This window comes from Rathayibacter sp. PhB179 (genome assembly GCF_004345345.1).
Classification (GTDB): domain Bacteria; phylum Actinomycetota; class Actinomycetes; order Actinomycetales; family Microbacteriaceae; genus Rathayibacter; species Rathayibacter festucae.
The window spans coordinates 149913-169844 of record NZ_SLVD01000005.1; the positions used below are offsets into that span (position 1 = coordinate 149913).

Below are 19932 nucleotides of genomic sequence, written 5' to 3' on the forward strand. Positions count from 1 at the left end.
GCCGGCGGGTCACGGGCGACCGGGTCACGGGCGAGCGGGTCACGCCTTCCCGTTCGGCGTCTCCACCACGACCATCGTCGCCTTGACGATCGCGATCGCGGGCGAGCCCGGCTCGAGGCCGAGCTCGCGGACGGCCTCGGCGGACATCAGCGAGACGACGCGGTGCGGGCCGCACTGCAGCTCGACCTGCGCCATCACGGTGTCGGAGACCACCTCGGTGACGATGCCGACGAAGCGGTTGCGCGCCGAGCGGCCCACCTCGCTCGGGTCGACGGGGAGGATCGCGTTCTGGCGGGCGAGGCGGGCGAGGTCGAGGCCCTCGACGACGCTGCGGCCGGCGGCGTCCTTGCTGCTCGCGAGGGTGCCGTTCTCGATCCAGCGGCGGACGGTGTCGTCGCTCACGCCGAGGTAGTCGGCGGCGTTCTTGATCCGGATCTGCGGCATGGGAGCCATCGTAGAGCCGATTCGGCGGAGGGGGAGGGTGCTCAGGGGGCGCCGAAGCCCGCCGCGGCGAGGACCGTGCGGCCCTCGTCGCCGGCCACGTACGCGGTGAAGGCGGCGGCGAGGTCCGGGTTCGCGGAGCCGGCGACCGGGGCGATCGGGTAGGTGTTCACGGCCTGCGACGACTCGGGGAACTCGATCCCGGTCACCGCGTCGCCGGCGGCGGCGACGTCGGTGACGTAGACCAGGCCGGCGTCGGCCTCGCCCGAGGTGACTTTGCCGAGGACGTCGGTGACCGACGACTCCTCGCTGACCGGCCGGAGGTCGACGCCCGTCGCGGTCTCCACGGTGACCGTCGCCGCGCCGCACGGGACCTGGGCCGCGCAGACGACCGTCTTCACGCCCTCGCGGGCGAGGTCGGCGAACGAGGCGATCCCTGCGGGGTTGGCCGGCGGGACGGCGATCTCGAGGGTGTTGGTCGCGAAGTCGACGGGGTCGCCCTCAATGAGGTCGGCGTCGGTGAGCTTCGCCATGTTCTTCTCGTCGGCCGAGGCGAAGACGTCGGCGGGCGCGCCGTTGGTGATCTGGGTCACAAGGTCGGACGAGCCGGCGAAGGCGAGCTCGACGGTGGTGCCCGGGTGCTCGGCCTCGAAGGCGGTCGCGATCTCGGTGAAGGTGCCCTTCAGCGACGCGGCGGCGTAGACGGTGATCGAGCCGGAGAGTGCGCTGGTCGCGGTCGGCGTGCTCGAGGCCTCGGCTGTCGCGGTCTCGGCGGGTGCCGAGGCGGAGCAGCCTCCCAGGACCGCGAGGAGGGCCGCGGAGGTGAGCAGTGCGGCGGCGGCGCGGGGGAGCGTCATGGAGGGGCCTTCCTGGGTTCGACGGTGCGGGAAGGAGTTCCGCTTCTGCGTCTCAGAGGCCACTCTATTCCCGCGAAGGCGGAGCAGTGGCCGCACCGCGTCGGAGATCGCGGATCCGCCTCCACCCGGCGTCGGCAGGGCGAGTGTGCAGACCTGACGTGCTGGTGACGGCGGGTCTCGATACGCCCCTGCGGGGCTACTCGACCAGCATGATGGCAAGCGGCGGCCACGCCCTTCCGAATCCTGGGAGGGAGCGTCCTCTTCGTGTCGGCCGTTCCATGCTGATCGAGCAGCCCGCGCAGCGGGCGCATCGAGATCCACCGGCGTCAGCAGGACGAGTCTGCAGAGCTGTCCTGCTGGGACGGCGGGTCTCGATACGCCGCGTCCCGCGGCTACTCGACCAGCATGAGGCGTCAGCGGGTGGTGGCGAGCACGTCCGCGTAACGCTCGGCCGGGTCGAGGGCGAGGCCGGGCTTCACCGCGCGGGCGGTGTCGTCGGCGAGGACCTCGGCGGCGCCGCGCTCGAGGCCGTCGAGGGCGGCCGTCACGATCGCCTCGGGGCTCGACTTCGGAGCGTCCGACCACGAGGCCATGTCGGTGTCGACGAGGCCCATGTGCAGGCCGAGCACCTGGGTGCCCTGCGGAGCGAGGGCCAGGCGCAGGCCGTCGGTGACGCTCCAGGCCGCGGCCTTGGACATCGAGTACGACTCCGAGCCCGGGAACGAGACGAAGGCCGACACGGAGAGCACGTTCAGCACGGCGCCGCCGCCCGCGCGGCCGAGGCTCCCGGCGAAGGCGCGCGCGAGCATCAGCGGCGCGAAGGCGTTGGTCTCGACCGTGCGGCGGATCTCGTCGAGGTCACCGGTGACGAAGTCGACAGTGGGGGCGATGCCGGCGTTGTTGACGACGATCGACACGTCGCCGAGGGTCGCCGCGAGCTCGGCGATGCGGTCCCGATCGGTCACGTCGAGCGCGATCGGCACGACGCCCGGCGCAGCGGCGATCGTCGAGGCGTCGCGCGCCGCGGCGTAGACGGTGCGGGCGCCGCGCGCCGTCAGCTGCCGGACGAACTCGGCGCCGATGCCGCGGTTGGCGCCGGTCACGAGCACGACGGAGTCCTGGATCTGCATGGGAGTGCCTTTCTGTAATGGTCGATAAAGAACTGGTGCGACGCACGCTAGCACGTTCCGTAGCGACTGTTATAGAATCGGAGCATGGCAGGACGACCGAGGGGCTTCGACCGCGACGAGGCGCTCGACACGGCGATGCGCCGCTTCTGGAGCGACGGCTACGACGAGACGACGGTCGCCGTGCTCACCCGCGAGATCGGCATCTCGGCGCCGAGCCTGTACGCGGCCTTCGGCGACAAGGACGAGCTCTTCCGTGCCGCGGCGAGCTGCTACTCCGACACCGCCGACGCCGCCCTCGCCCGGCTCCTCGACGCCCCGACGGCCTGGGACGCGCTGGCCGCCGTCGTCCGCTCGAGCGCCGCGGGCTACTCCGACCCGGGCACGCCCTCCGGCTGCTTCGTGCTGAGCGAGCCGCGCCTCGCCGAGCGCCGCCGTTCGATGGAGGACGTCATCGCCGCCCGCATCGAGCGGGGGATCGCCGAGGGGGATGTGCCGGCCGGCACCGACGCGGCGCGGACGGCCGCCTTCGTCGTCGCGGTGCTGACCGGGATGTCGACGCAGGCCCGCGACGGCGGGAGCGCCGAGCGCGTCGCCGAGATCGGCGAGCTCGCCCTCGCGGCGCTGCCGCGCCCGTGACCGCCGCGCCCGGGAGCGCCGCGCCAGGGACCGCCCGGCAGCACCTCGCCGCCGCCGCCGATCTCGCCCGCCGGCACCTGGAGCATCCGGAGCGCGCCGCCGCGCTGGACCTGCGGCTGCACCGGGTCACGGCGCCGACCTCGCTGGTCTACACGCGCTTCCCGCCGACGCTGAGCCTCGTGCTCTCCGGCCGCAAGCGCTCGATCGTCGGCGACTCGGATGAGCAGTGGGGCGCCGGCCGCTTCCTGATCACGCCGGTCGACCTGCCGGTGATCGCGGCCGTCGTCGAGACCGGCGAGCAGGGCGACTTCGTCTCGGCCAACTGGCACCTGGATCCGGTGCTCGTCGCCGAGGTCGCCGGGCTCGTCGCGCACCGGCCCGCCGCCGCGATCCCTGAGCGGATCGGCACGATCACCCCGGAGCTCGCCGACGCGCTGCACCGCCTGTTCCGGCTCCTGGACGTCCCCGAGGAGATCCCGGTGCTCGGGCCGGCGGTGTCCCGCGAGCTGGTGCTCCGGCTGCTGCAGAGCGACCAGGCGCCACGCCTGCTGTCGGCGTCGTCCGCCGTCCGCTCGGCCGCGGTGACCCGGGCGGTCGACGCGATGACCGGCGCTCTCGCGCACGGCTGGACGCTCGACGCGCTGGCCGCGGAGGCGAGCACGAGCGTGCCGACGCTCACCCGGCGGTTCCGCGAGCTGACCGGGATGTCCCCGCTCGGCTATCTGCGCCGGCTGCGGCTGGGCGAGGCGCGGCGCCTCCTGCTCGTGCGCGGCGAGACGGCCGCGGGCGCGGCGGCGGCCGTCGGCTACGCGAGCGCATCGCACTTCGGCCGCGACTACCGCCGCGCCTACGAGACGACCCCCGCCGCCGACGCCGCGCTGCACCCCGGCCGGCTGGTGCAGGTTGACTGACCTGCTCCCCGACACCGGCTCCGGTCAGCGCCGCGCGCCGACGATGCCGCCGTCGACCAGCAGGGTCGTGCCGTGCACGTAGGACGCCTCGTCGGTCGCGAGCCAGCGGACGGCCTGGGCGATCTCGTCCGGGCGGCCGGGCCGGCCGGCGGGAGTCGGGGCGGTCATCGCGTCGAGGATCGCCGAGGCGTGCGCGTTGCCGGGGGTGAGCGTCGCGCCGGGGGCGACCGCGACGACGCGCACGCCGTCCGCGCCGTACTCGGCCGCCCAGGCGCGGGTCAGGTGGTCGAGCGCGGCCTTGGTCGCCGGGTAGAGGGCGGTGCCGAGGGTGCCGACGCGCGCCATCCACGAGGTGATGTTGATGATCACGCCGGAGCCGCGCTCGGCCATCGTCGGCGCGATCGCTCCGACGAGCTGGTGCGGGACCCGGATGTTGGTGACGAGCAGTGCGTCGACGTCGGCGTCGCTCAGCTCGGCGGTCGGGCCGACGGGGAAGACGCCGGCGTTGTTGACGAGCACGTCGATCCGGCCGCCGAGCAGGCGCAGCGCCTCGGCGGCGACGGCTCGGGTGGCGTCGGGCGTGCCGCCGAGGTCGGCGACGAGCACGGAGGCGGTGCCGCCGGCCGCGGTGATCGCCTGCGCGACCGCCTCGGTGCGCGCGCGGTCGCGGCCCTGCACGAGGACGTGCGCGCCGGACGAGGCGAGTCGGTGGGCGATGGCCTCGCCGAGTCCACTGGAGGAGCCGGTGACGAGGGCGGTGCGGCCGGCGAGCCGGTCGTCCGTGAGGAGGGGGACTGTGGTGGTGTCGGTCATGGATCCAGCCTCGCGGCGGGGGCCGACGGCGGGTGTCCCGATCGGATCGAGGGCTGTCGCGATCCGATCACGGCGCCGCCCCTGCCCCGGACGCGTGCTGATCGGGTAGCCCGCGGAGCGGGCGTATCGAGCGGAGGGGGCGCCTCCGGCGCCAGCGCAGGGCGGGTAAGAGACCGACGTCCTTGGGGTGGGTGGGTCTCGATACGCCCCTGCGGGGCTACTCGACCAGCATTTTTGCGGGCGTCCCTTCCATGTAGATCCACCGTGCGGGCCTGGACGGGTCTCGATACGCCCCCCGGGTCTGCTCGACCAGCATGTGCGGGCCGGGAGCGCACGCCTGTATCGCGCGCGTTACCTGCTGATCGAGTAGCCCGCTGAGCGGGCGTATCGAGATCCACCGTCGTCAGAACGGCGCGGGAACGTCGATGAAGCGGGGCTTCGGCGGTGGGTCGGGCGGTCGGCCGGGGAGCGGGGGCGGGCGGTTGCTGATCCGCCGACCGGTCGGGCTCGTCCAGACGATCGTCCCGTCACCGCTCCCGATGTACGTCCACTGGTCGCCGTGCCGCAGATGGTGGTGCGAGGTGCAGAGCGAGACGAGGTTCTCGAGGGCGGTCTCGCCGCCGTTGCGCCATTCGAGGGTGTGGTCGGCCTCGCTGGTCGCGGCGGGCCGGGTGCAGCCGGCGAAGCGGCAGGTCTGGTCCCGCAGCTGCAGGTGCAGGCGCATCTGCGGCGGCGGGACCCGGTGGGTGCGGCCGACGGAGACGACCGCGCCGGTCTCCGGATCGGTCAGGACCCGGGTGAAGGAGGCGGCGGTGCGGACCAGCTCGCGGGCGATCGGCGCGGGGACGGGTCCGTAGCCGTCGAGGTCCGCGGGTGCGTCGTCCAGGCCGACTGCGGTGGAGGCGGCGAGGGTCAGCCGGACTTCGGCGCGCACTCCGGGGACGAAGGTCGGGTCCGGCTGGTGCTCGGGGTCGGGTGTCGTTCCTGCGATGTCGCCGTCGCAGAGGAGATCGACGGCCGCGTCGGCGCTGAGCTGCTGCAGGGTGCGCGGGTCGCCGTCGTCGCGGAGGGTGCGGGCGATGCGGCGCAGCCGGTCGTACGCGCCCGTCACCGCCGGCGCGGGAGCGTGGACGCAGAGCGTGGCCATGCCGTCGACATCCGGTGTGATCCAGACCGCGCGGTCCAGCGTGGCGCGGGCGTGGCGCTCGCTCAGGGGCTGCTCGTGCAGCTCTTCGCGCCAGCGACTCAGGGCGCGGCGCAGCTGGGTCGTCGTCAGCGTGAGCGCGGCGTCGGCCGCGCGCTCGTCGAGTGCCGCGCGGGAGGCCCCCGGGAGACTGCTCGCCGTCCTGCAGATCGCCTCGCCGACCTCCCAGAGGATCCGGCCGTCGCGGAGCAGCGCACGGGTGAGCGGCAGGTGCTCCATCAGCATCTGCGCGGTCTCGAGCCGGCGGCAGACCTCCCGCTCGGAGACGCCGAGCGTCACCGCGAGTTCGGCGCGGATGGAGCGCTCGACGAGGTCACGGGTCTCGCTCCGGGAGGCGCCGCGGGCGAACGCCTCCGGGACGGTGAGGGCGACGCGGTAGCCGCGGTGGATGCGTTCCGCGGCTCTCAGGCGCGTCGGGGACGCGGCGCGCTCGGTGGCCGCGGCGTCGTAGAAGCAGTCGCGCACCTCCGCGAGTGCTGCCGCGTTCTCATCTTCTGACATACGCGTATTGAAGCAGGAGATACCGACACCGGAGTCGGAACCATGGGCTGATCGGGGACAACGTCGTCGGAACGCGAGTGTGGAGGAGGCTTGCTCCCGGATGCCTTGGTGATGGTGGGTCTCGATACGCCGCCGGAGGCGGCTACTCGACCAGCATGCACGGGTCGCCGGAGGCGGCTACTCGACCAGCATGAGGAGGCGCCGGAGGCGGCTACTCGACAAGCATGAGGAGGCGCCGGTGGCGGCTACTCGACCAGCATGAAGCCCACGACCCGCATCGCGGCTGCGGACGGCGACCCCATGGTGATCGAGCAGCCCGCGGAACGGGCGTATCGAGCGGAGGGGGCGCCTTCGGCGCCAGCGCAGGGCGGGGAAGAGACCGACGTCCTTGCGGTGGTGGGTCTCGATACGCCCCTGCGGGGCTACTCGACCAGCATGTCTGCGGGCGTCTCTTCCAAGTAGATCCACCGTGCTGAGCTGGGCGGGTCTCGATACGCCCCTCCGGGGCTACTCGACCAGCATGAACGGCGCCGGAGGCGGCTGCTCGACCAGCATGAACGGCGCAGGAGGCGGCTGCTCGACCGGCACGAAGGGCGGCGAGGGCGAGAAGGAGGGCGGCCGAGGCGGCTACTCGGCCGGCGCGGGGGCACGCCCGCGGACCGCGGCGACGACGGCCGCGACCGCGCGGTCGACGCTCGCCGCGCGGGCGGCGGCGTCCTCGTGCTCGGAGTCGTGGACGAAGGCCGTCGCGCCGCGCACGGCGCCGCAGTAGTCGACGACGCCGTGCTCGATCTGGGTGCGCAGGGACTGCTCGTAGCCGTGCCGCTCGTACACCCCGGCGCTGTCGCCGGCGATCGGCACGAGGTGGACGGTGAGCCCGCCGAGCTTCCGGCGCATCCCGTCGGCCGGGTCGATCTCGAAGGCCCAGCCGTTGACGAAGACGCGGTCGATCCAGCCCTTCAGCAGCGCCGGCATCGACCACCAGTAGACGGGGAAGACCAGCACGAGGTGCTCGGCGGCGTCGAGCCGGCGCTGCTCGCTCGCGACGTCGGCCGGGTACTCGTCCGCGACGCGGTAGCTGTGCCGGTCGGCCGCACTGAAGCGCGGGTCGAAGCCCTCCGCGGCGAGATCCGCGAGCTCGGCCGGCGGCAGCTCCTCCGCGAGCCGTCGGGCCAGAGCGAGGGTGAGCGAGTCCCGATCGGGGTGGGCGGCGACGATGAGCGCGGTCATCCGTCCATCCAAGCGCAGCCGGCCGGCTCGGCGTGCGACGATCCGGCGTGCGACGATCCGGCGTGCGACGATCCGGCGTGCGACGATCCGGCGTGCGACGATGCGGCATGCGACGATCCGGCGTGCGACGATCCGGCGTGCGACGATGCGGCATGCGACAGCACGACCGCGGAGGAGACCGATGACCGACCCGGAACCGCAGGACGTCCTGCACCGCGACGGCAGCCTCCGCGCTCGCGGCGCCACGCTCGACGGCGAGCTGCACGGCTACTGGGAGTGGTTCCGCCTGGACGGCACCCGGTTGCGGAGCGGCTCGTTCGATCGCGGGCGCCAGGTCGGAGTCTGGACCACCTACGACCGCACCGGCGCCCCGCACAAGGAGACCCGCTTCGGCGACTGAGGGTGCCGCGCCTCGGAGCGCGCGTCTCAGGACCCGCCGCGCGCCAGGACACCGGTGACGAGCAGCTGCACGAGGGCGTCCGTGTCGTAGCGCGGGTCGCCCGCGCCGCCGATGCAGAGATTGCCGATGCCGCGCAGCAGGCCGTACGCGTCGACCGGCGGGGCGTTCGGCGCGATCGCCGCCTCGAGCAGCGTCGCGCAGACCGGCACCAGCCGATCGACGAAGAAGGCGTGCAGGGCGTCCGAGCCGGCGCCGTCGCCCTGCAGCGCATCCGGCAGCCCGTGCTTGGTGACCAGGAAGTCGACGAACAGCGCCAGCCACTCCCGGAGCGCCGCCTCGGGGGAGTCGCTCTCGGCGAGGAGTCGCGGCCCGGCCTCGGCGCAGGCCTCGACCTGGTGCCGGTAGACGGCGACCACGAGGTCGGCCCGGGTGGGGAAGTGCCGGTAGATCGTGCCCGTGCCCACGCCGGCGCGCGTCGCGATCTCGCGGACCGGGGCGTCGACGCCGGACTCGACGAAGACCGCGGCGGCCGCGTCGAGCAGGGCCTGCGAGTCGCGCCGGGGTCGGCCGACGCGGGGGACCGCCGGGCCGGCGCCGCCATGATCCGTCACTGCTGCTCCTCCTCCGAACGCTCCGCTTGCTTAACGGAACAGCGCTCCGTATCGTTGCGGAACGTCGCTCCGATAAGCAGTATCGCAGAGCGCGAACCGGAAGGCACCAGCATGACCAGCACCGTCCCCACTTCTCTCCCAGAAGTACTCCCCGAAGCAGTCCCCGTCGTCTCGGTCGCCCCCGTCGAGCTCGACGCTCCGGGCCGCCCCGTCCCGCTCACCGTGCGGATCTCCGCCCCGACGACCGGCACGGACCTCCCCGTCGTGCTCTTCTCACACGGAAACGGCTGGAACCACGACGGCTACGCGCCGCTCACCGCGTACTGGGCCTCGCGCGGCTTCGTCGTGATCCAGCCGACGCATCTGGACTCGAGGCGTCATGGCTTCGGCTTCGACCATCCCGTCTTCCCGACGATCTGGGAGGAGCGGATCGCCGATCTCACCCGCGTTCTCGACCGGCTCGACGTCCTCGAGGCGGCCGTGCCCGGACTCGCCGGCCGGGTCGACTCGAGCCGCATCGCCGTCGCCGGGCACTCCTGGGGCGCGCAGACGGCGCAGACGCTGCTCGGCGCCCGCATCGTCGGAGAGGACGGCTCGCTCAGCCCGGACCGCTCCGACCGCCGGGTGCGCGCCGGCGTCCTCCTCGCCGCGACAGGCGTCGCCGGCGACGACCTCGAGCCGTTCGCGCAGGCGGCCTTCCCCTTCCTCCGCCCCTCCTTCGCGCAGCTGAGCTCGCCGACCCTCGTCGTCGCGGGCGACCGCGATCAGTCGCGGCTCTCCCGGCGCGGGCCGGACTGGTTCACCGACGCCTACACGCAGAGCCCGGGCGCGACCGACCTGCTCACCCTGCACGGCGGCGAGCACTCGCTCGGCGGCATCGTCGGCGAGGAGGTCGCCGAGACGACGGACGCGGATCCCGCGCGACTCTCCACGATCCAGCAGCTGACCACGGCCTACCTCCGCACGGCGCTCGGCGTCGACGTGAGCAGCTGGTCGGCGGCGCGGGCGGCGTTCCGCGAGGACGGGCGCGAGATCGGCCGCATCGACAGCGAGTGACGCCGCCCACTGCCGTCGGGCGTCAGTCCTTCGCCGCCGCGGCCCCTCCGGCGAGGTCGTCCTCCGTCGGCTCGGTCACCCCGATCGTGCTGATGATCGGCATCGTGCCCGTCCGCGCGAGCGGCTCCTCGGCGGTCGGCGCCGACTCCGGATGCGGGGAGCGGCGCGCCCGGACCGGCGCCACCGCGCGGACGACCGGAGTGCGCAGCCGCCGGTACGCGATGCGGCCGAGGGTGACGCCGCCCGCGAGCCCGATCGCGATCATGCCCGCCTGGAGCAGCAGCTCGATCCCGCCCTCGGGGCCACGGCCGGACGTGAGGTCGAGCACGCCGCGGTAGAGGGTGAGGCCGGGGAGCAGCGGCACGATGCCGCAGGCGGTGGTCACCACGGCGGGCACGCGCCAGCGCTCGGCCAGGGTCTCGCCGAGCAGGCCGATCACGATCGCGGGCACGGCGCTGGCGAGCAGCGGCGCGGCGCCCAGCCCGCTCAGCGCGTCGGAGGCGACCCACGCTCCCGCGCCGGTGAGAGCGGCGACGAGCGCCGGCCGCGGGGGCGTGTGCGACGAGAGTGCCCAGGCGCCCGCGGCGATGCCGGCGCCGAGCACCTGCACGCTCGCGGGCCAGGGGCGGGCGTAGGAGTCGACCAGCACCAGCTCGACGCCGAGGGTGCGCGCGCCGTCGAGCACGGCGGCGATGCCGACGACGATGCCGAGCGTCAGCAGCCCGACCTCGAGCAGCCGGCCGCCGGCCGTGATCGGGAAGCCGTTGATGGCGTCGTCCGCCGCTCCGACGAAGGAGAGCCCGGCGAGCAGCACGACGACTCCGGAGGCGACCACCAGTGCCGGCGGCAGCACGGCGAACTCGACCGGCAGCTGCGGCACGACCGCGAGCAGCAGCACCGCGACTCCGGTCGCGAGCGCGGCTCCGGCGATCTGCTGGAAGAAGGCGGGCAGCCCCCAGCGGCCGAGCAGCTGGTTGACGCCGTCGATCGCGGCGGTCGTGAGCGCGGCGAGGAGGACGATGAGCGGCCCGCCGCCGAGCAGGATCGCGACGCCCGCGGCCATCACCGCGAGGGTGAGCGTCACGACGCTCCGCCGGTAGCGGTGCGGCTGGACGAGGATCGCGTCGAGCCGCTCGTGCGCGTCCTCGAACTGCTGCCGGGCCTGGTCGCGCGCGGTCGACGAGTCGACGGTGTCGGCGACCCGGACCTCGGGGGAGCCGTCGGTGATCGCGGTGACCAGCGTCGTCACGCGGGCGAGCCGCTCGTAGTCGGCGCTGCGGGAGGCGACGACGCGCAGCACGCTCACGCTGGGCGAGTCCTCGCTGCCGTCGTGCACGACCAGGATCGAGGTGAAGGTGAGGTCGACCTGCACCTCGATGCCGTAGGCGCGGCAGACCCGCTCGATGGTCTCGGTGACCTCCGCGGCCGCGGACCCCAGCGAGAGCAGGGTCTCGCCGAGCCGCACCGCCAGCTCGAGCACGCCGCGCACGGTCTGCTCGGCGAGGACGGCGCGCTGCGAGCGCCGGCTCACCGGCGCGGCGGGGCGCTGGCCGCTCAGCGTGCCGACGAGCTGCCGGAGGAGTCGCTGCTGGAAGGGTCGAGGAGAGGGCACCCCCCGAGCGTACGGAAGACCACCGTCACCGGAGGACCGGCTCCGGAGGAGCGCTACCGGTGGACCGGCACCGCAGGACCGCTACCGGAGGACCGCTACCGCAGGACCGGTACCGCAGGACCGGCACCGCACCGCCGTCACCAGGGCACCACCTCGCCGCGGAAGTCGCGGTAGGCGATCCCGGGCGTGCCGCACCCGGCGCGAGTGGGCGCCTCCATTGCTGATCGAGTGGACCGCGGAGCGGGTGTATCGACATCCACCAGCGTCGGAAGGCGGGTCTGCAGGCTGCCCTGCTGGCGACGGTGGGTCTCGATACGCCCCTCCGGGGCTACTCGACCAGCATGTGTGCGAGCGCCTCTGCCAAGGAGATACGCCCCTCCGGGCTGCTCGACCGGCAACAACGGACGCCACACCGGCAGCGGCTGCGCAGGTGCTCAGAATCGTTGATGTGGCGACGTTCCGGCCGTCCTGTCGCGCCAGAGCGGCCCTTCCCGCCATCCGCTCCCAGGTCTGCTCCGAATCATGCGTACACATCAACCTCACGACCGGAGCCCGCATGCTCGCCACCGCCACCGGCACCGCCCCCACCGCCGGCACCGCTGCCGCCCGCCGCTCGCGCGCCGTCCTCGCGCCCGCGCTGCCGCTGCTCCCGCCCGACTCCGACCGGATGCTCGTCATCCGCTCGGCCTCGGGCGACGACGGCGCGTTCGCCGAGATCGTCCGCCGGCACACTTCTCTGCTGCGCGCGACGGCGCTGCGCATCCTCCGCGCCTCGAGCGAGGCGGACGACGTGGTGCAGGAGACGTTCCTCGCCGCCTGGACGCACATGGACAGCGTGATCGACGGGGAGACGATCGTCGGCTGGCTGCTGACCACGGTGCGCCGGCGCTGCTACGACCGGCTGCGCTCGAGCGACCACCAGAACCACGCCGAGCTGGAGCAGAACTTGCCCGAGTCGTTCGACCACTGCCCGACCGCGGTGTCGGAGCGCTCGGCGCTCGTCGCCGAGGCGCGCGCCGTGCTCGGCCGGATGCCCGAGCTGCAGCGCCGCTGCTGGGAGCTCCGCCAGCTGCAGCAGCGCAGCTACGACGACATCGGCGCCGAGCTCGGCGTCAGCGCGACCGTGGTCCGCGGGCAGCTCTCCCGGGCCCGCCTGCTGATGGAGGCGACGCTCGCGCACTGGCGCTGAGGCTCCGCAGCGCACCCCGTCGGCGGTCGATCCGTCGCGAACGGCTCTCGCCGACGTGCCGAGGGAGCCGTTCGTGACGGGTCGATCGGCGGATCGCCGCGACTTCAGGGGTGGGCACACTCGGCTCCGGACGGACTCGGTGGTTAGCGTGGAGGGCATGGAACCCAGCTTCGGAGCCCTGCTCACCGGCCTCGTGATCAACCTCTTCTGGTTCGCGCTCGTCCTCGTCGCGGTCTACTTCGTCGTCCGGGCGGCGGTGACGAGCGCGCTGAGGCGGGCCGGAGTCATCACTCCGGCGAGCGCCGCCGCCCTCGATCGCGAGGACGAGGCGCACCGCCGCGCGATCGACGACGAGCGGCGTCCCGAGGCCTGAGCCCGGCGCACCTTTGCTCGGCGCACCCGAGTCCGGCGCACGTGAGTCCGGCGCACGTGAGCCGAGCACACCGGCGCGGCCTCAGCTCCCGAGGATCGCGAGCACCGTCGACAGGATCCCGCAGACCGCGCCGGTGCCGACCAGGATCAGGCCGGTCAGTCGCAGCGCCCGCACCGGATCCGCGCGCCGGTGCAGCCGGATCCGCTCCGGGTCCTCCTCGCGGTAGTAGACCTCGCGCTGGTCCGAGCCGACCGGCGTCAGCGGGTCGTCGACGGCGAGCGGCCGTGAGCGCACCTCGCCCGCACGGGTGACCCAGTGCAGCGCGCGCGGCGGACCGTCCTCGAGGTAGGCGGTCGTCGTCGACCACCGCCCGTCGATCAGCAGCCCCACGAACGCCGCGAACAGGAACAGCAGCCCCAGCGGGAGCGTGATGAGGGAGAGAGCCTCCAGGATCGTCTCCAGCACCGGTCGCCTCCCTCTCGGATCCGCTGACGAGCGTACCGGGCGACGGTGGCACAGACGGTGGCACAGGCGGTGGCACAGGCGGTGCCGCTAGCCGCCGATCGCCGGCGTAGGGGCGGTGAAGAAGAGGTACGGCAGGAAGTGCAGGACGAGCGTCGCGAGGACTCCGATCGCGGGCGTCACCCACCACCAGCGCAGCGGTCTCGCGAGCCGCCGGACCACCGCGAACCCGACGACGGGCGTGATCAGCACGGGCAGCCACGCGCCGAGCACGGCCCACTGCACCGCGGGCGACAGCACGCGCAGGTCCTTCCAGCTGTCGATGCCCGGGTCGATCGCGGACGTGGTGCCCAGGAGCGCGAACGGCACCAGGACTGCGGCGAGTGCCGCGTGCACGAGGCCCCAGGCGCCGACCGCCAGGCGTGCGTAGCCGAGATCGAGCGCTGCGGTCGGAGTCGTCACCGGGGAAGGCTACCCGGCGCGACGCCGTCCGCTCCCGGTCGAGGCGCTTCCGTACACTGGCCCGGGCGCCGCGCGGACGGCGGCACGAGCTGCGGGGGTGGCGGGGACGGATGGCGACGACGGGTGGCGCACGGCACGGACGGCTCAGGCCGCGCTCGGGCGTTCGGACTCTGCTCCGCGGCGCTGCGGCCGCCGTCGCGGTCCTCGCGGTGAGCGGCGCCTGCCTGGTCGGGATCGCGACCGCGAGCATCACGAGCAACGTCGCGGGCAACGCGGTCGACCTCGGGATCGCGCCCTCCGCGGAGCCGCGCGCCGCACAGCTGGGTGCGATCGAGGGCGGCTTCAACGTCCTCATCGTGGGCACCGACAACGACGCGGTGCAGGGCGACGCCTTCGGGGTCCGCGACGGCACGCTCAACGACGTCACGATCCTGCTGCACGTCTCCGCCGACCACCGCAGCGCCACGGTGATCAGCTTCCCGCGCGACCTCGTCCTGGACCGCCCGGCCTGCACCGATCCGGAGACCGGCGAGGTCACGGAGGCGACCGCCGACGTCCCGCTGAACTCCGCGTTCGAGGCCGGCGGGCTCTCCTGCGTCAACGACACGGTGCAGCGGTTCACCGGCCTGACCGTGCCGTACGCGGGCTGGGTCTCCTTCAACGGCGTCATCGAGATGAGCAACGCCGTCGGGGGAGTGCCGATCTGCCTCACCGGGCCGATCCGCGACACCGACTCCGGGCTCGACCTCCCCGCCGGCACGAGCACCGTCTCGGGAGCGACCGCGCTCGCGTTCCTCCGCACCCGGCACGGCGTCGGCGACGAGAGCGACCTCAGCCGGATCTCCTCGCAGCAGCAGTACCTGGCCTCGCTGATGCGCACGGTCCGCTCGGCGGACACGCTGTCGAACGTGCCCGCGCTCTACGGACTCGCGCAGGCGGTGTCCTCGAACGTGCACCTCTCCACCACGCTGACGAACCCGTCGACGATGATCTCGCTCGCGCTGGCCCTCAAGGACGTCGACCTCGCGCAGATGGTGTTCGTGCAGTACCCGGCGCTGGACGACCCGGACCGGCCGGGCAAGGTCCTGCCGGACACGGTGCTCGGCGGCGAGCTGATGGCGAAGGTTCTGAACGACGAGCCGGTCGTGCTCGCGTCGACGCCCGCGGAGGAGCAGCCCGCTCCGCCGGTCGTGGCTGGCACCTCCGCTCCTGCGGCGACCGACCCCGCCGCCGCGGAGCCCGCTCCGGAACCGCTCGACGCCCCCGGGCAGACCGCCGCCGAGGAGACCTGCGCCGTCCCGTCGGAGTGACGCGCGGAACCGGCCGCGGGCGGGCCCTCAGGCCGTCGCATCCGCGCCGGCCTCCCGCACGTTCCGGACGACACGGGCCGGGGCGCCGACGACGACCGCTCCCGCCGGGACGTCCTTCGTGACGACCGCGGCGGCGGCGACCACCGCGTCGTCGCCGACCGTGACGCCGGCGAGCAGGACGGCTTTCGCGCCGATCCAGACGTTGGAGCCGACGACGATCGGGGCGGGGTGCAGGTCGCCGCGTCGCGCCGGATCGAGGTCGTGGTTCAGGGTCGCGAAGACGACGTCGTGCCCGATGAGGCAGTCGTCGCCGATCGTGATGCCGCCCTGGTCCTGGAAGGCGCAGCCGGAGTTGATGAAGACCCGGGCGCCGATCCGGAGGTTGCGGCCGAAGTCGGCGCGCAGCGGCGGGAAGAGGGTCACCGACTCGTCGATCGGCCGGCCGGTCAGCTCCGCGAGCAGCTCCCGCACGCGCTCCGGCGGGTGGTAGCCGCTGTTCAGCTCGCCGGTGATGCGCAGCGCCTCCTGGCTCGCCGCGTGCAGAACGGCGTACAGCGGGGAGCCGCCCTCGATCGTCCGCCGCGCGTCGAACGCGGCGATCAGGTCGTCCAGGTCCAGGTCCAGGTCCGGGTCCAGGTCCATGTCGTCGTCCTCTCCTCGGGTCCGCCCAGGCTAGGAGCGCCGGGCGCACGGCTGGGACTCCCTGCCGGGGCACCCCTGCCGCGGGTCGGTCCGCCGTCAGCCGTCACGCCTCCACGAGGCGTCCCGGAACGGTCGAGACGTCCCGCAGGAACGGGCTGCCTCGACCGTTCGGGGACGCCTCGCGCGTCACGCCCAGACGCCGCGGGGGAGACTCCGCTCCAGGAGGGTGGCGCGGCGGGCGGCCAGGGCGAGTGCGAGCAGCACGGCGGCGATGACGGGGAGCGGCAGGACGACCCGGGCGGCCGGCACATCCATGAGCACCGTCGCACCGAGGGCGTCGACGGCGGTCAGCAGCGCCGACAGGCCGACCAGCAGGAGGACCGACATCACGGCCGCCACCCGACCGCGCCAGGGCACGACCGCGAGGACCCCGAGCACCGCCACCGGACCCGCAGTCGACAGGTCGGGACCGAGCCAGCCGGCCGCCGCAGCGACGAGCGCGATGCTCAACTCCGTGGCGGAGGCGAGCAGGGCGGTGACCCGGGCGGCGCCGGTCCGGGCGGCGAGGGCGAGGCCGAGGGCGATCGCGAAGAGCGCCCCGGCGAGGAAGGAGGGGTTGGTGAACGGTCCGATCGCACCGGGGTAGCTGACACCGGGGGACCAGTTGACGACGGCGTAGAAGACGAAGAACGCCGTGGCGAGGGCGAGGGGGACGATCGTCGACGAAGAGCGCCCGGGAGCGGATCGGAGGCGGTGGCGCAGACCGCCGACCGCGAGAGTGATCCGCTGCCCGATGCCCGGGCCGCGGTGCCCGCGGTCGTCGGCCTCGTCGAGCAGGATGCCCAGCAGGACCTCGCCGTGCTCGTCGCGCCAGGCGGCCGGGTACCAGCGCAGCGCGCGGCGGAAGCGGTCGGTGCGCCGCGCGTCCTCGTTCGTCGTCATGCCGTTCTCCTTCGTCGGGTGGTCGGGTCAGAGCGCGGCGGACGGCGAGAGCCCGAGGTTGATCCGCGCCCGCACGGCGCTCGCCTCCATCCGGGCGACCTCCCCGCCGAGTGCGGATCGGCCGCTGTCCGTCAGCCGGAAGTAGCGGCGCACCCGGCCGGTGACCCGCTCATCGCCGTCGGGGGCGATCAGACCCGCCGACCCCAGCCGCTCGAGCGCCGCGTAGAGCGTGGTCACCCGCAGCCGCACGCGGCCCTCCGACTGCTCCTCGATCTCCTGCAGCAGCGCGTAGCCGTGGCGGCGCCCGAGAGCGAGCGCGGTCAGGATCCAGAAGGTCGTCTCTCGCATCTCCTCGGGCACGGGCGACACCATACTCCAACGGCAGGAGTATCGGGCGGCCGTCACGAGCGCCGGTCGTCTCCCGGAGCGGGCGAGGCCGCGAGGAACGCGCCGCGCTCCTCGAGCAGCCGGCGCAGGTGGCGCGCGAGGACGAGCCGCTCGGCGACCCGGCCGAGGACGCCGAAGGGCGCGCGGAAGGTGAGCCGGTCGGTCATCACCGAGCCGCTGCCGTCCGGCTCGAAGCGGTGCTCGTGCCGGAAGGAGCGGAACGGGCCGCGGGTCTGCTCGTCCGTGAAGGAGTGCGGCGCGTCGAAGGCGGTGATCCGGCTGGTCAGCCGCAGGCGGACTCCGAAGTGCCGGGCCTGCCAGGTCACCTCCTCGCCGAGGCCGATCCGGCCGCTGACGACTCCGCCGACCGCCCGCTCACCGGCCGCGGCCTGCGACTCCGTGTGCAGGTCGATGCTCCGCGCGCGGTCGAACAGGTCCTCGACCGACCGCTCCGAGCGGGTGACGACCTCGACCGACGCGACCATGACTCGATCATGGCGCAGTGCCCTCATGGCGCGCGGCTCGGTCCCGCCGCGCTCGCCCGGCCCGGACGGTCAGCCCGTCGGGACCACCGGGACGAGGAAGCCGCCGGGGACGTCGACGTCCGGCTTCCGGTACTCGTCGGGGAGGGTGTGGTCTGCGGTCCCGATCGAGGAGACGGTGAAGACGTCGGCGTCCCTCGTGCCGACGAGGAAGAGCGAGTACACCCGGGTGCCGTCCTCGAGGGTGCGCACGAGGCCACCGGGGGAGGTCGACCGCTCGCCCCGGGGGGAGAGGACGACCGTGTCGCCGGGCGTGCCAGCGAGAGACGCCCGGTCGATCCCTGCCGTCGGGACGCCGTCGCGGCAGTCCGTGCCGAAGCCGGTGTCGATGACCGATTCGCAGAACAGCATGCCGCCGTCGGGGCTCACGTGCAGGTCGCCCGTGGCTCCGACGAGCACCGGCTCCGGCTCCGAGGAGCACCCGGAGAGCAGCAGCGCGACCGCGGAGGCGACCGCCAGTGCGCCGCACGTCCCTCGCACGATCGAGTTCCGACGGTCAGTGGAAGTTCAGCGTGGACGGCGACGGCGCCTTCCACGCCTCCGACCGGTAGGCGTGCGGATCGTGCGGCGCCCGCGGCGGCTCGCCGAAGGGGTCGACCGGCAGCTCGGCCGGAGTCCTCGAGACGGCGCTCCGCAGCGCTGCGGCGAGGGATCGGAGGCGATGGATCACGGCTTTCACGGCGTTCACGGCGTTCTCCCGTTCTCTGGTGAGGGCTGACCCCGCTGTCGACGCTACCGCGACCCCGCGACATCGCGCTCGTCGACTTTCCGCGGCTCCGCGGCTCAGCCGCTCTCCGCGGCGCGTCCCCCGGACGCGGGCGGGTCAGCCGCCTGTGAGCGCCTCGGCGACCGACGCGTGGATCGCGTCGTAGTCCGGGTGCTCGGGGTCGACCGCCGGGGGCGTCAGCTCGACCGAGCCGATCGGCTGCGAGCGGGTCCGGAGCGCGAGCTGGAGGAAGCCGCCCAGCGCGCCCTGCGGGATGTCCGTGCGGACGACGCGCGCGCCGGCGTCCGCGATCCCCTGGAACTGCAGCAGCACGTTCACCGGGGAGAGGCGGGCGAGGATCGCGCCCTGCACCTCGCGCTGGCGGACCATCCGGTCGTAGTCGCCGCCGGCCGAGCCGTAGCGGGAACGGGCGTAGGCCAGCGCGTTGCTGCCGTCGAGGTGGTGCTCCCCGGGGGTGAGCCAGGCGTTCACGCCGACCAGCTCGCCGGTGGTCTCGTCGAGGACGCCGCCGAAGGGGAGGTCGCCGTCGCCGGTGTAGTCGACGTCGATGCCGCCGAGCGCGTCGATCAGGCTCGCGAAGCCCTGCATGTCGACGAAGGCGTAGTACTGGATCGGCAGCCCCAGCGCGCCCTCGACGGCGTCGCGCATCGCCTCGATGCCGGGGGAGCTGCCGTCGGCCACCGCGTCCGGGTAGAGCTCGGGGCTCTTCAGCTCGACCTCCGTGTGGATGGAGTTGAGCATGCAGGGATCGACGTTGCAGCCCCGCCACAGGTAGCCGTCGGGGTAGAGGTCGTGCATCGGCGAGTCCTCGGGGAAGGGCACGTTCCGGAGGTTCCGCGGCAGGCCGATGACCGTCGCCGCTCCGGTCGCCGTGTCGATCGAGGCGACCGAGATGCTGTCCGGGCGGAGCCCCGCGCGGTCCTCGCCGGCGTCGCCACCCAGCAGCAGGACGTTGTAGCGGCCGTCGACCGGCGCGGCCACCGGCCCGTCGCCGAACACCGTCGACAGCAGCCCACGGGAGATCCCGACGAGGTGGCCGCCGTAGCCCGCCGTTCCGACCGAGACGAGCAGCGCGAGCGCCGTCGCCACCCCGAGCGCGACGCGGGCGCGCGGCCGGAGCTTGACGAGCCGGGTCAGCCTGAGGGTGTCGAGGGTGAGCACGAGCCAGAGCGCGGCGCAGGCGACCAGGACGACCTGCAGGACGGCCAGCGTCCCGTCGAGCGCGGCGACCGAGAAGACGAGCGACGGGACGACGAGAAGCGCCAGCAGCAGCACGAGCACGACCGACCAGAGCAGCAGGGTCGCGGCCAGGCCGACGCGACCGAGTCGCCGCGACCCCGCGAGCACCTGCGCGGACCCGGGGATCAACAGGCCGATCCCGAGCAGCCACCAGGCGCGGCGGGTCATCATCGCGCGCGACGAGGTGTCCGGATCCCGCAGCGGCGTCCGCCTGCGGACCTCGTCCTTCACCACTGCACTGCGCACGTCGCCCTC

24 protein-coding genes are annotated in these 19932 nt (G+C 73.9%); 7 read left to right on the top strand and 17 right to left on the bottom strand.

All coding sequences use genetic code 11. From position 1 onward, the window contains the following. Positions 1 to 39: 39 nt before the first annotated feature. The 3 genes from EDF43_RS12080 to EDF43_RS12090 form a co-directional block, all read right to left on the bottom strand. Positions 40 to 444 carry a TOBE domain-containing protein gene (locus EDF43_RS12080; protein ID WP_132437113.1) on the bottom strand — a complete coding sequence of 135 codons (405 nt, stop codon included), beginning with the start codon at positions 442 to 444 and terminating at the stop codon, positions 40 to 42. 41 nt (positions 445 to 485) lie between these two features. Beyond that, positions 486 to 1298: a molybdate ABC transporter substrate-binding protein gene (gene modA, locus EDF43_RS12085; protein WP_132437114.1), complete on the bottom strand. Its 813-nt coding sequence runs from the start codon at positions 1296 to 1298 to the stop codon at positions 486 to 488. A gap of 413 nt (positions 1299 to 1711) precedes the next feature. After that, on the bottom strand, positions 1712 to 2428 hold the full coding sequence (locus EDF43_RS12090) for an SDR family oxidoreductase (RefSeq protein ID WP_132437115.1): 717 nt from the start codon (positions 2426 to 2428) through the stop codon (positions 1712 to 1714). Between the two features lie 84 nt (positions 2429 to 2512). Between EDF43_RS12090 and EDF43_RS12095 the strand changes: the two genes are divergently transcribed. Together EDF43_RS12095 and EDF43_RS12100 are read left to right on the top strand one after the other, a co-directional pair. Next, entirely contained in the window at positions 2513 to 3064 is a 552-nt protein-coding gene (locus tag EDF43_RS12095) for a TetR/AcrR family transcriptional regulator (RefSeq protein ID WP_123737133.1), read from the top strand. Further along, complete coding sequence (locus EDF43_RS12100; protein WP_132437116.1) at positions 3061 to 3975, top strand: AraC family transcriptional regulator; 915 nt, start codon at positions 3061 to 3063, stop codon at positions 3973 to 3975. The genes EDF43_RS12095 and EDF43_RS12100 overlap by 4 nt, the downstream gene beginning before the upstream one ends. Before the next feature lie 24 nt (positions 3976 to 3999). On the opposite strand, the gene EDF43_RS12105 is transcribed toward EDF43_RS12100, so the two are convergent. The 3 genes from EDF43_RS12105 to EDF43_RS12115 form a co-directional block, all read right to left on the bottom strand. Continuing rightward, entirely contained in the window at positions 4000 to 4788 is a 789-nt protein-coding gene (locus tag EDF43_RS12105) for an SDR family NAD(P)-dependent oxidoreductase (protein WP_132437117.1), read from the bottom strand. 403 nt (positions 4789 to 5191) lie between these two features. After that, positions 5192 to 6493: an HNH endonuclease signature motif containing protein gene (locus EDF43_RS12110; RefSeq protein WP_132437118.1), complete on the bottom strand. Its 1302-nt coding sequence runs from the start codon at positions 6491 to 6493 to the stop codon at positions 5192 to 5194. A 627-nt stretch (positions 6494 to 7120) separates the two neighbouring features. Further along, positions 7121 to 7723 carry an NAD(P)H-dependent oxidoreductase gene (locus tag EDF43_RS12115; RefSeq protein ID WP_132437119.1) on the bottom strand — a complete coding sequence of 201 codons (603 nt, stop codon included), beginning with the start codon at positions 7721 to 7723 and terminating at the stop codon, positions 7121 to 7123. A 181-nt stretch (positions 7724 to 7904) separates the two neighbouring features. On the opposite strand from EDF43_RS12115, the gene EDF43_RS12120 reads away from it, so the two are divergent. Next, positions 7905 to 8123 carry a hypothetical protein gene (locus EDF43_RS12120; protein ID WP_123737128.1) on the top strand — a complete coding sequence of 73 codons (219 nt, stop codon included), beginning with the start codon at positions 7905 to 7907 and terminating at the stop codon, positions 8121 to 8123. A gap of 26 nt (positions 8124 to 8149) precedes the next feature. On the opposite strand, the gene EDF43_RS12125 is transcribed toward EDF43_RS12120, so the two are convergent. Next, complete coding sequence (locus EDF43_RS12125; RefSeq protein WP_132437120.1) at positions 8150 to 8734, bottom strand: TetR/AcrR family transcriptional regulator; 585 nt, start codon at positions 8732 to 8734, stop codon at positions 8150 to 8152. Between the two features lie 111 nt (positions 8735 to 8845). On the opposite strand from EDF43_RS12125, the gene EDF43_RS12130 reads away from it, so the two are divergent. Beyond that, complete coding sequence (locus EDF43_RS12130; protein ID WP_132437121.1) at positions 8846 to 9790, top strand: alpha/beta fold hydrolase; 945 nt, start codon at positions 8846 to 8848, stop codon at positions 9788 to 9790. Positions 9791 to 9812: 22 nt separating this feature from the next. On the opposite strand, the gene EDF43_RS12135 is transcribed toward EDF43_RS12130, so the two are convergent. Next, positions 9813 to 11402: a threonine/serine exporter family protein gene (locus EDF43_RS12135; RefSeq protein WP_132437122.1), complete on the bottom strand. Its 1590-nt coding sequence runs from the start codon at positions 11400 to 11402 to the stop codon at positions 9813 to 9815. Between the two features lie 556 nt (positions 11403 to 11958). Between EDF43_RS12135 and EDF43_RS12140 the strand changes: the two genes are divergently transcribed. Further along, positions 11959 to 12591 carry an RNA polymerase sigma factor gene (locus tag EDF43_RS12140; RefSeq protein WP_132437123.1) on the top strand — a complete coding sequence of 211 codons (633 nt, stop codon included), beginning with the start codon at positions 11959 to 11961 and terminating at the stop codon, positions 12589 to 12591. 157 nt (positions 12592 to 12748) lie between these two features. Beyond that, complete coding sequence (locus EDF43_RS12145) at positions 12749 to 12964, top strand: hypothetical protein (protein ID WP_123445935.1); 216 nt, start codon at positions 12749 to 12751, stop codon at positions 12962 to 12964. An 81-nt stretch (positions 12965 to 13045) separates the two neighbouring features. Here the strand turns inward: EDF43_RS12145 and EDF43_RS12150 are convergent, their stop codons facing one another. Beyond that, positions 13046 to 13429, bottom strand: a complete 384-nt coding sequence (locus tag EDF43_RS12150; protein ID WP_123737123.1) for a hypothetical protein — start codon at positions 13427 to 13429, stop codon at positions 13046 to 13048. Positions 13430 to 13516: 87 nt separating this feature from the next. Then, positions 13517 to 13888 carry a hypothetical protein gene (locus EDF43_RS12155; protein WP_132437124.1) on the bottom strand — a complete coding sequence of 124 codons (372 nt, stop codon included), beginning with the start codon at positions 13886 to 13888 and terminating at the stop codon, positions 13517 to 13519. Between the two features lie 209 nt (positions 13889 to 14097). Between EDF43_RS12155 and EDF43_RS12160 the strand changes: the two genes are divergently transcribed. Further along, on the top strand, positions 14098 to 15198 hold the full coding sequence (locus EDF43_RS12160) for an LCP family protein (RefSeq protein ID WP_243646298.1): 1101 nt from the start codon (positions 14098 to 14100) through the stop codon (positions 15196 to 15198). A 27-nt stretch (positions 15199 to 15225) separates the two neighbouring features. Here the strand turns inward: EDF43_RS12160 and EDF43_RS12165 are convergent, their stop codons facing one another. The 7 genes from EDF43_RS12165 to EDF43_RS12195 form a co-directional block, all read right to left on the bottom strand. After that, entirely contained in the window at positions 15226 to 15840 is a 615-nt protein-coding gene (locus tag EDF43_RS12165; protein WP_243646299.1) for a DapH/DapD/GlmU-related protein, read from the bottom strand. A gap of 186 nt (positions 15841 to 16026) precedes the next feature. Then, positions 16027 to 16782 (bottom strand): hypothetical protein, encoded by a 756-nt coding sequence (locus EDF43_RS12170; RefSeq protein ID WP_132437126.1) that lies wholly within the window; start codon positions 16780 to 16782, stop codon positions 16027 to 16029. Between the two features lie 27 nt (positions 16783 to 16809). Further along, complete coding sequence (locus EDF43_RS12175) at positions 16810 to 17142, bottom strand: PadR family transcriptional regulator (RefSeq protein WP_243646300.1); 333 nt, start codon at positions 17140 to 17142, stop codon at positions 16810 to 16812. Positions 17143 to 17183: 41 nt separating this feature from the next. Beyond that, positions 17184 to 17654 (bottom strand): SRPBCC family protein, encoded by a 471-nt coding sequence (locus EDF43_RS12180; protein WP_123737120.1) that lies wholly within the window; start codon positions 17652 to 17654, stop codon positions 17184 to 17186. Positions 17655 to 17723: 69 nt separating this feature from the next. Beyond that, the gene (locus EDF43_RS12185) at positions 17724 to 18191 is read right to left on the bottom strand and encodes a hypothetical protein (protein ID WP_132437127.1); all 468 of its coding nucleotides are present in this window, start codon (positions 18189 to 18191) and stop codon (positions 17724 to 17726) included. Between the two features lie 16 nt (positions 18192 to 18207). After that, positions 18208 to 18399 (bottom strand): hypothetical protein, encoded by a 192-nt coding sequence (locus tag EDF43_RS12190; protein WP_123737118.1) that lies wholly within the window; start codon positions 18397 to 18399, stop codon positions 18208 to 18210. Between the two features lie 135 nt (positions 18400 to 18534). Further along, positions 18535 to 19923, bottom strand: a complete 1389-nt coding sequence (locus EDF43_RS12195) for an LCP family protein (RefSeq protein ID WP_243646301.1) — start codon at positions 19921 to 19923, stop codon at positions 18535 to 18537. Positions 19924 to 19932 lie beyond the last annotated feature (9 nt).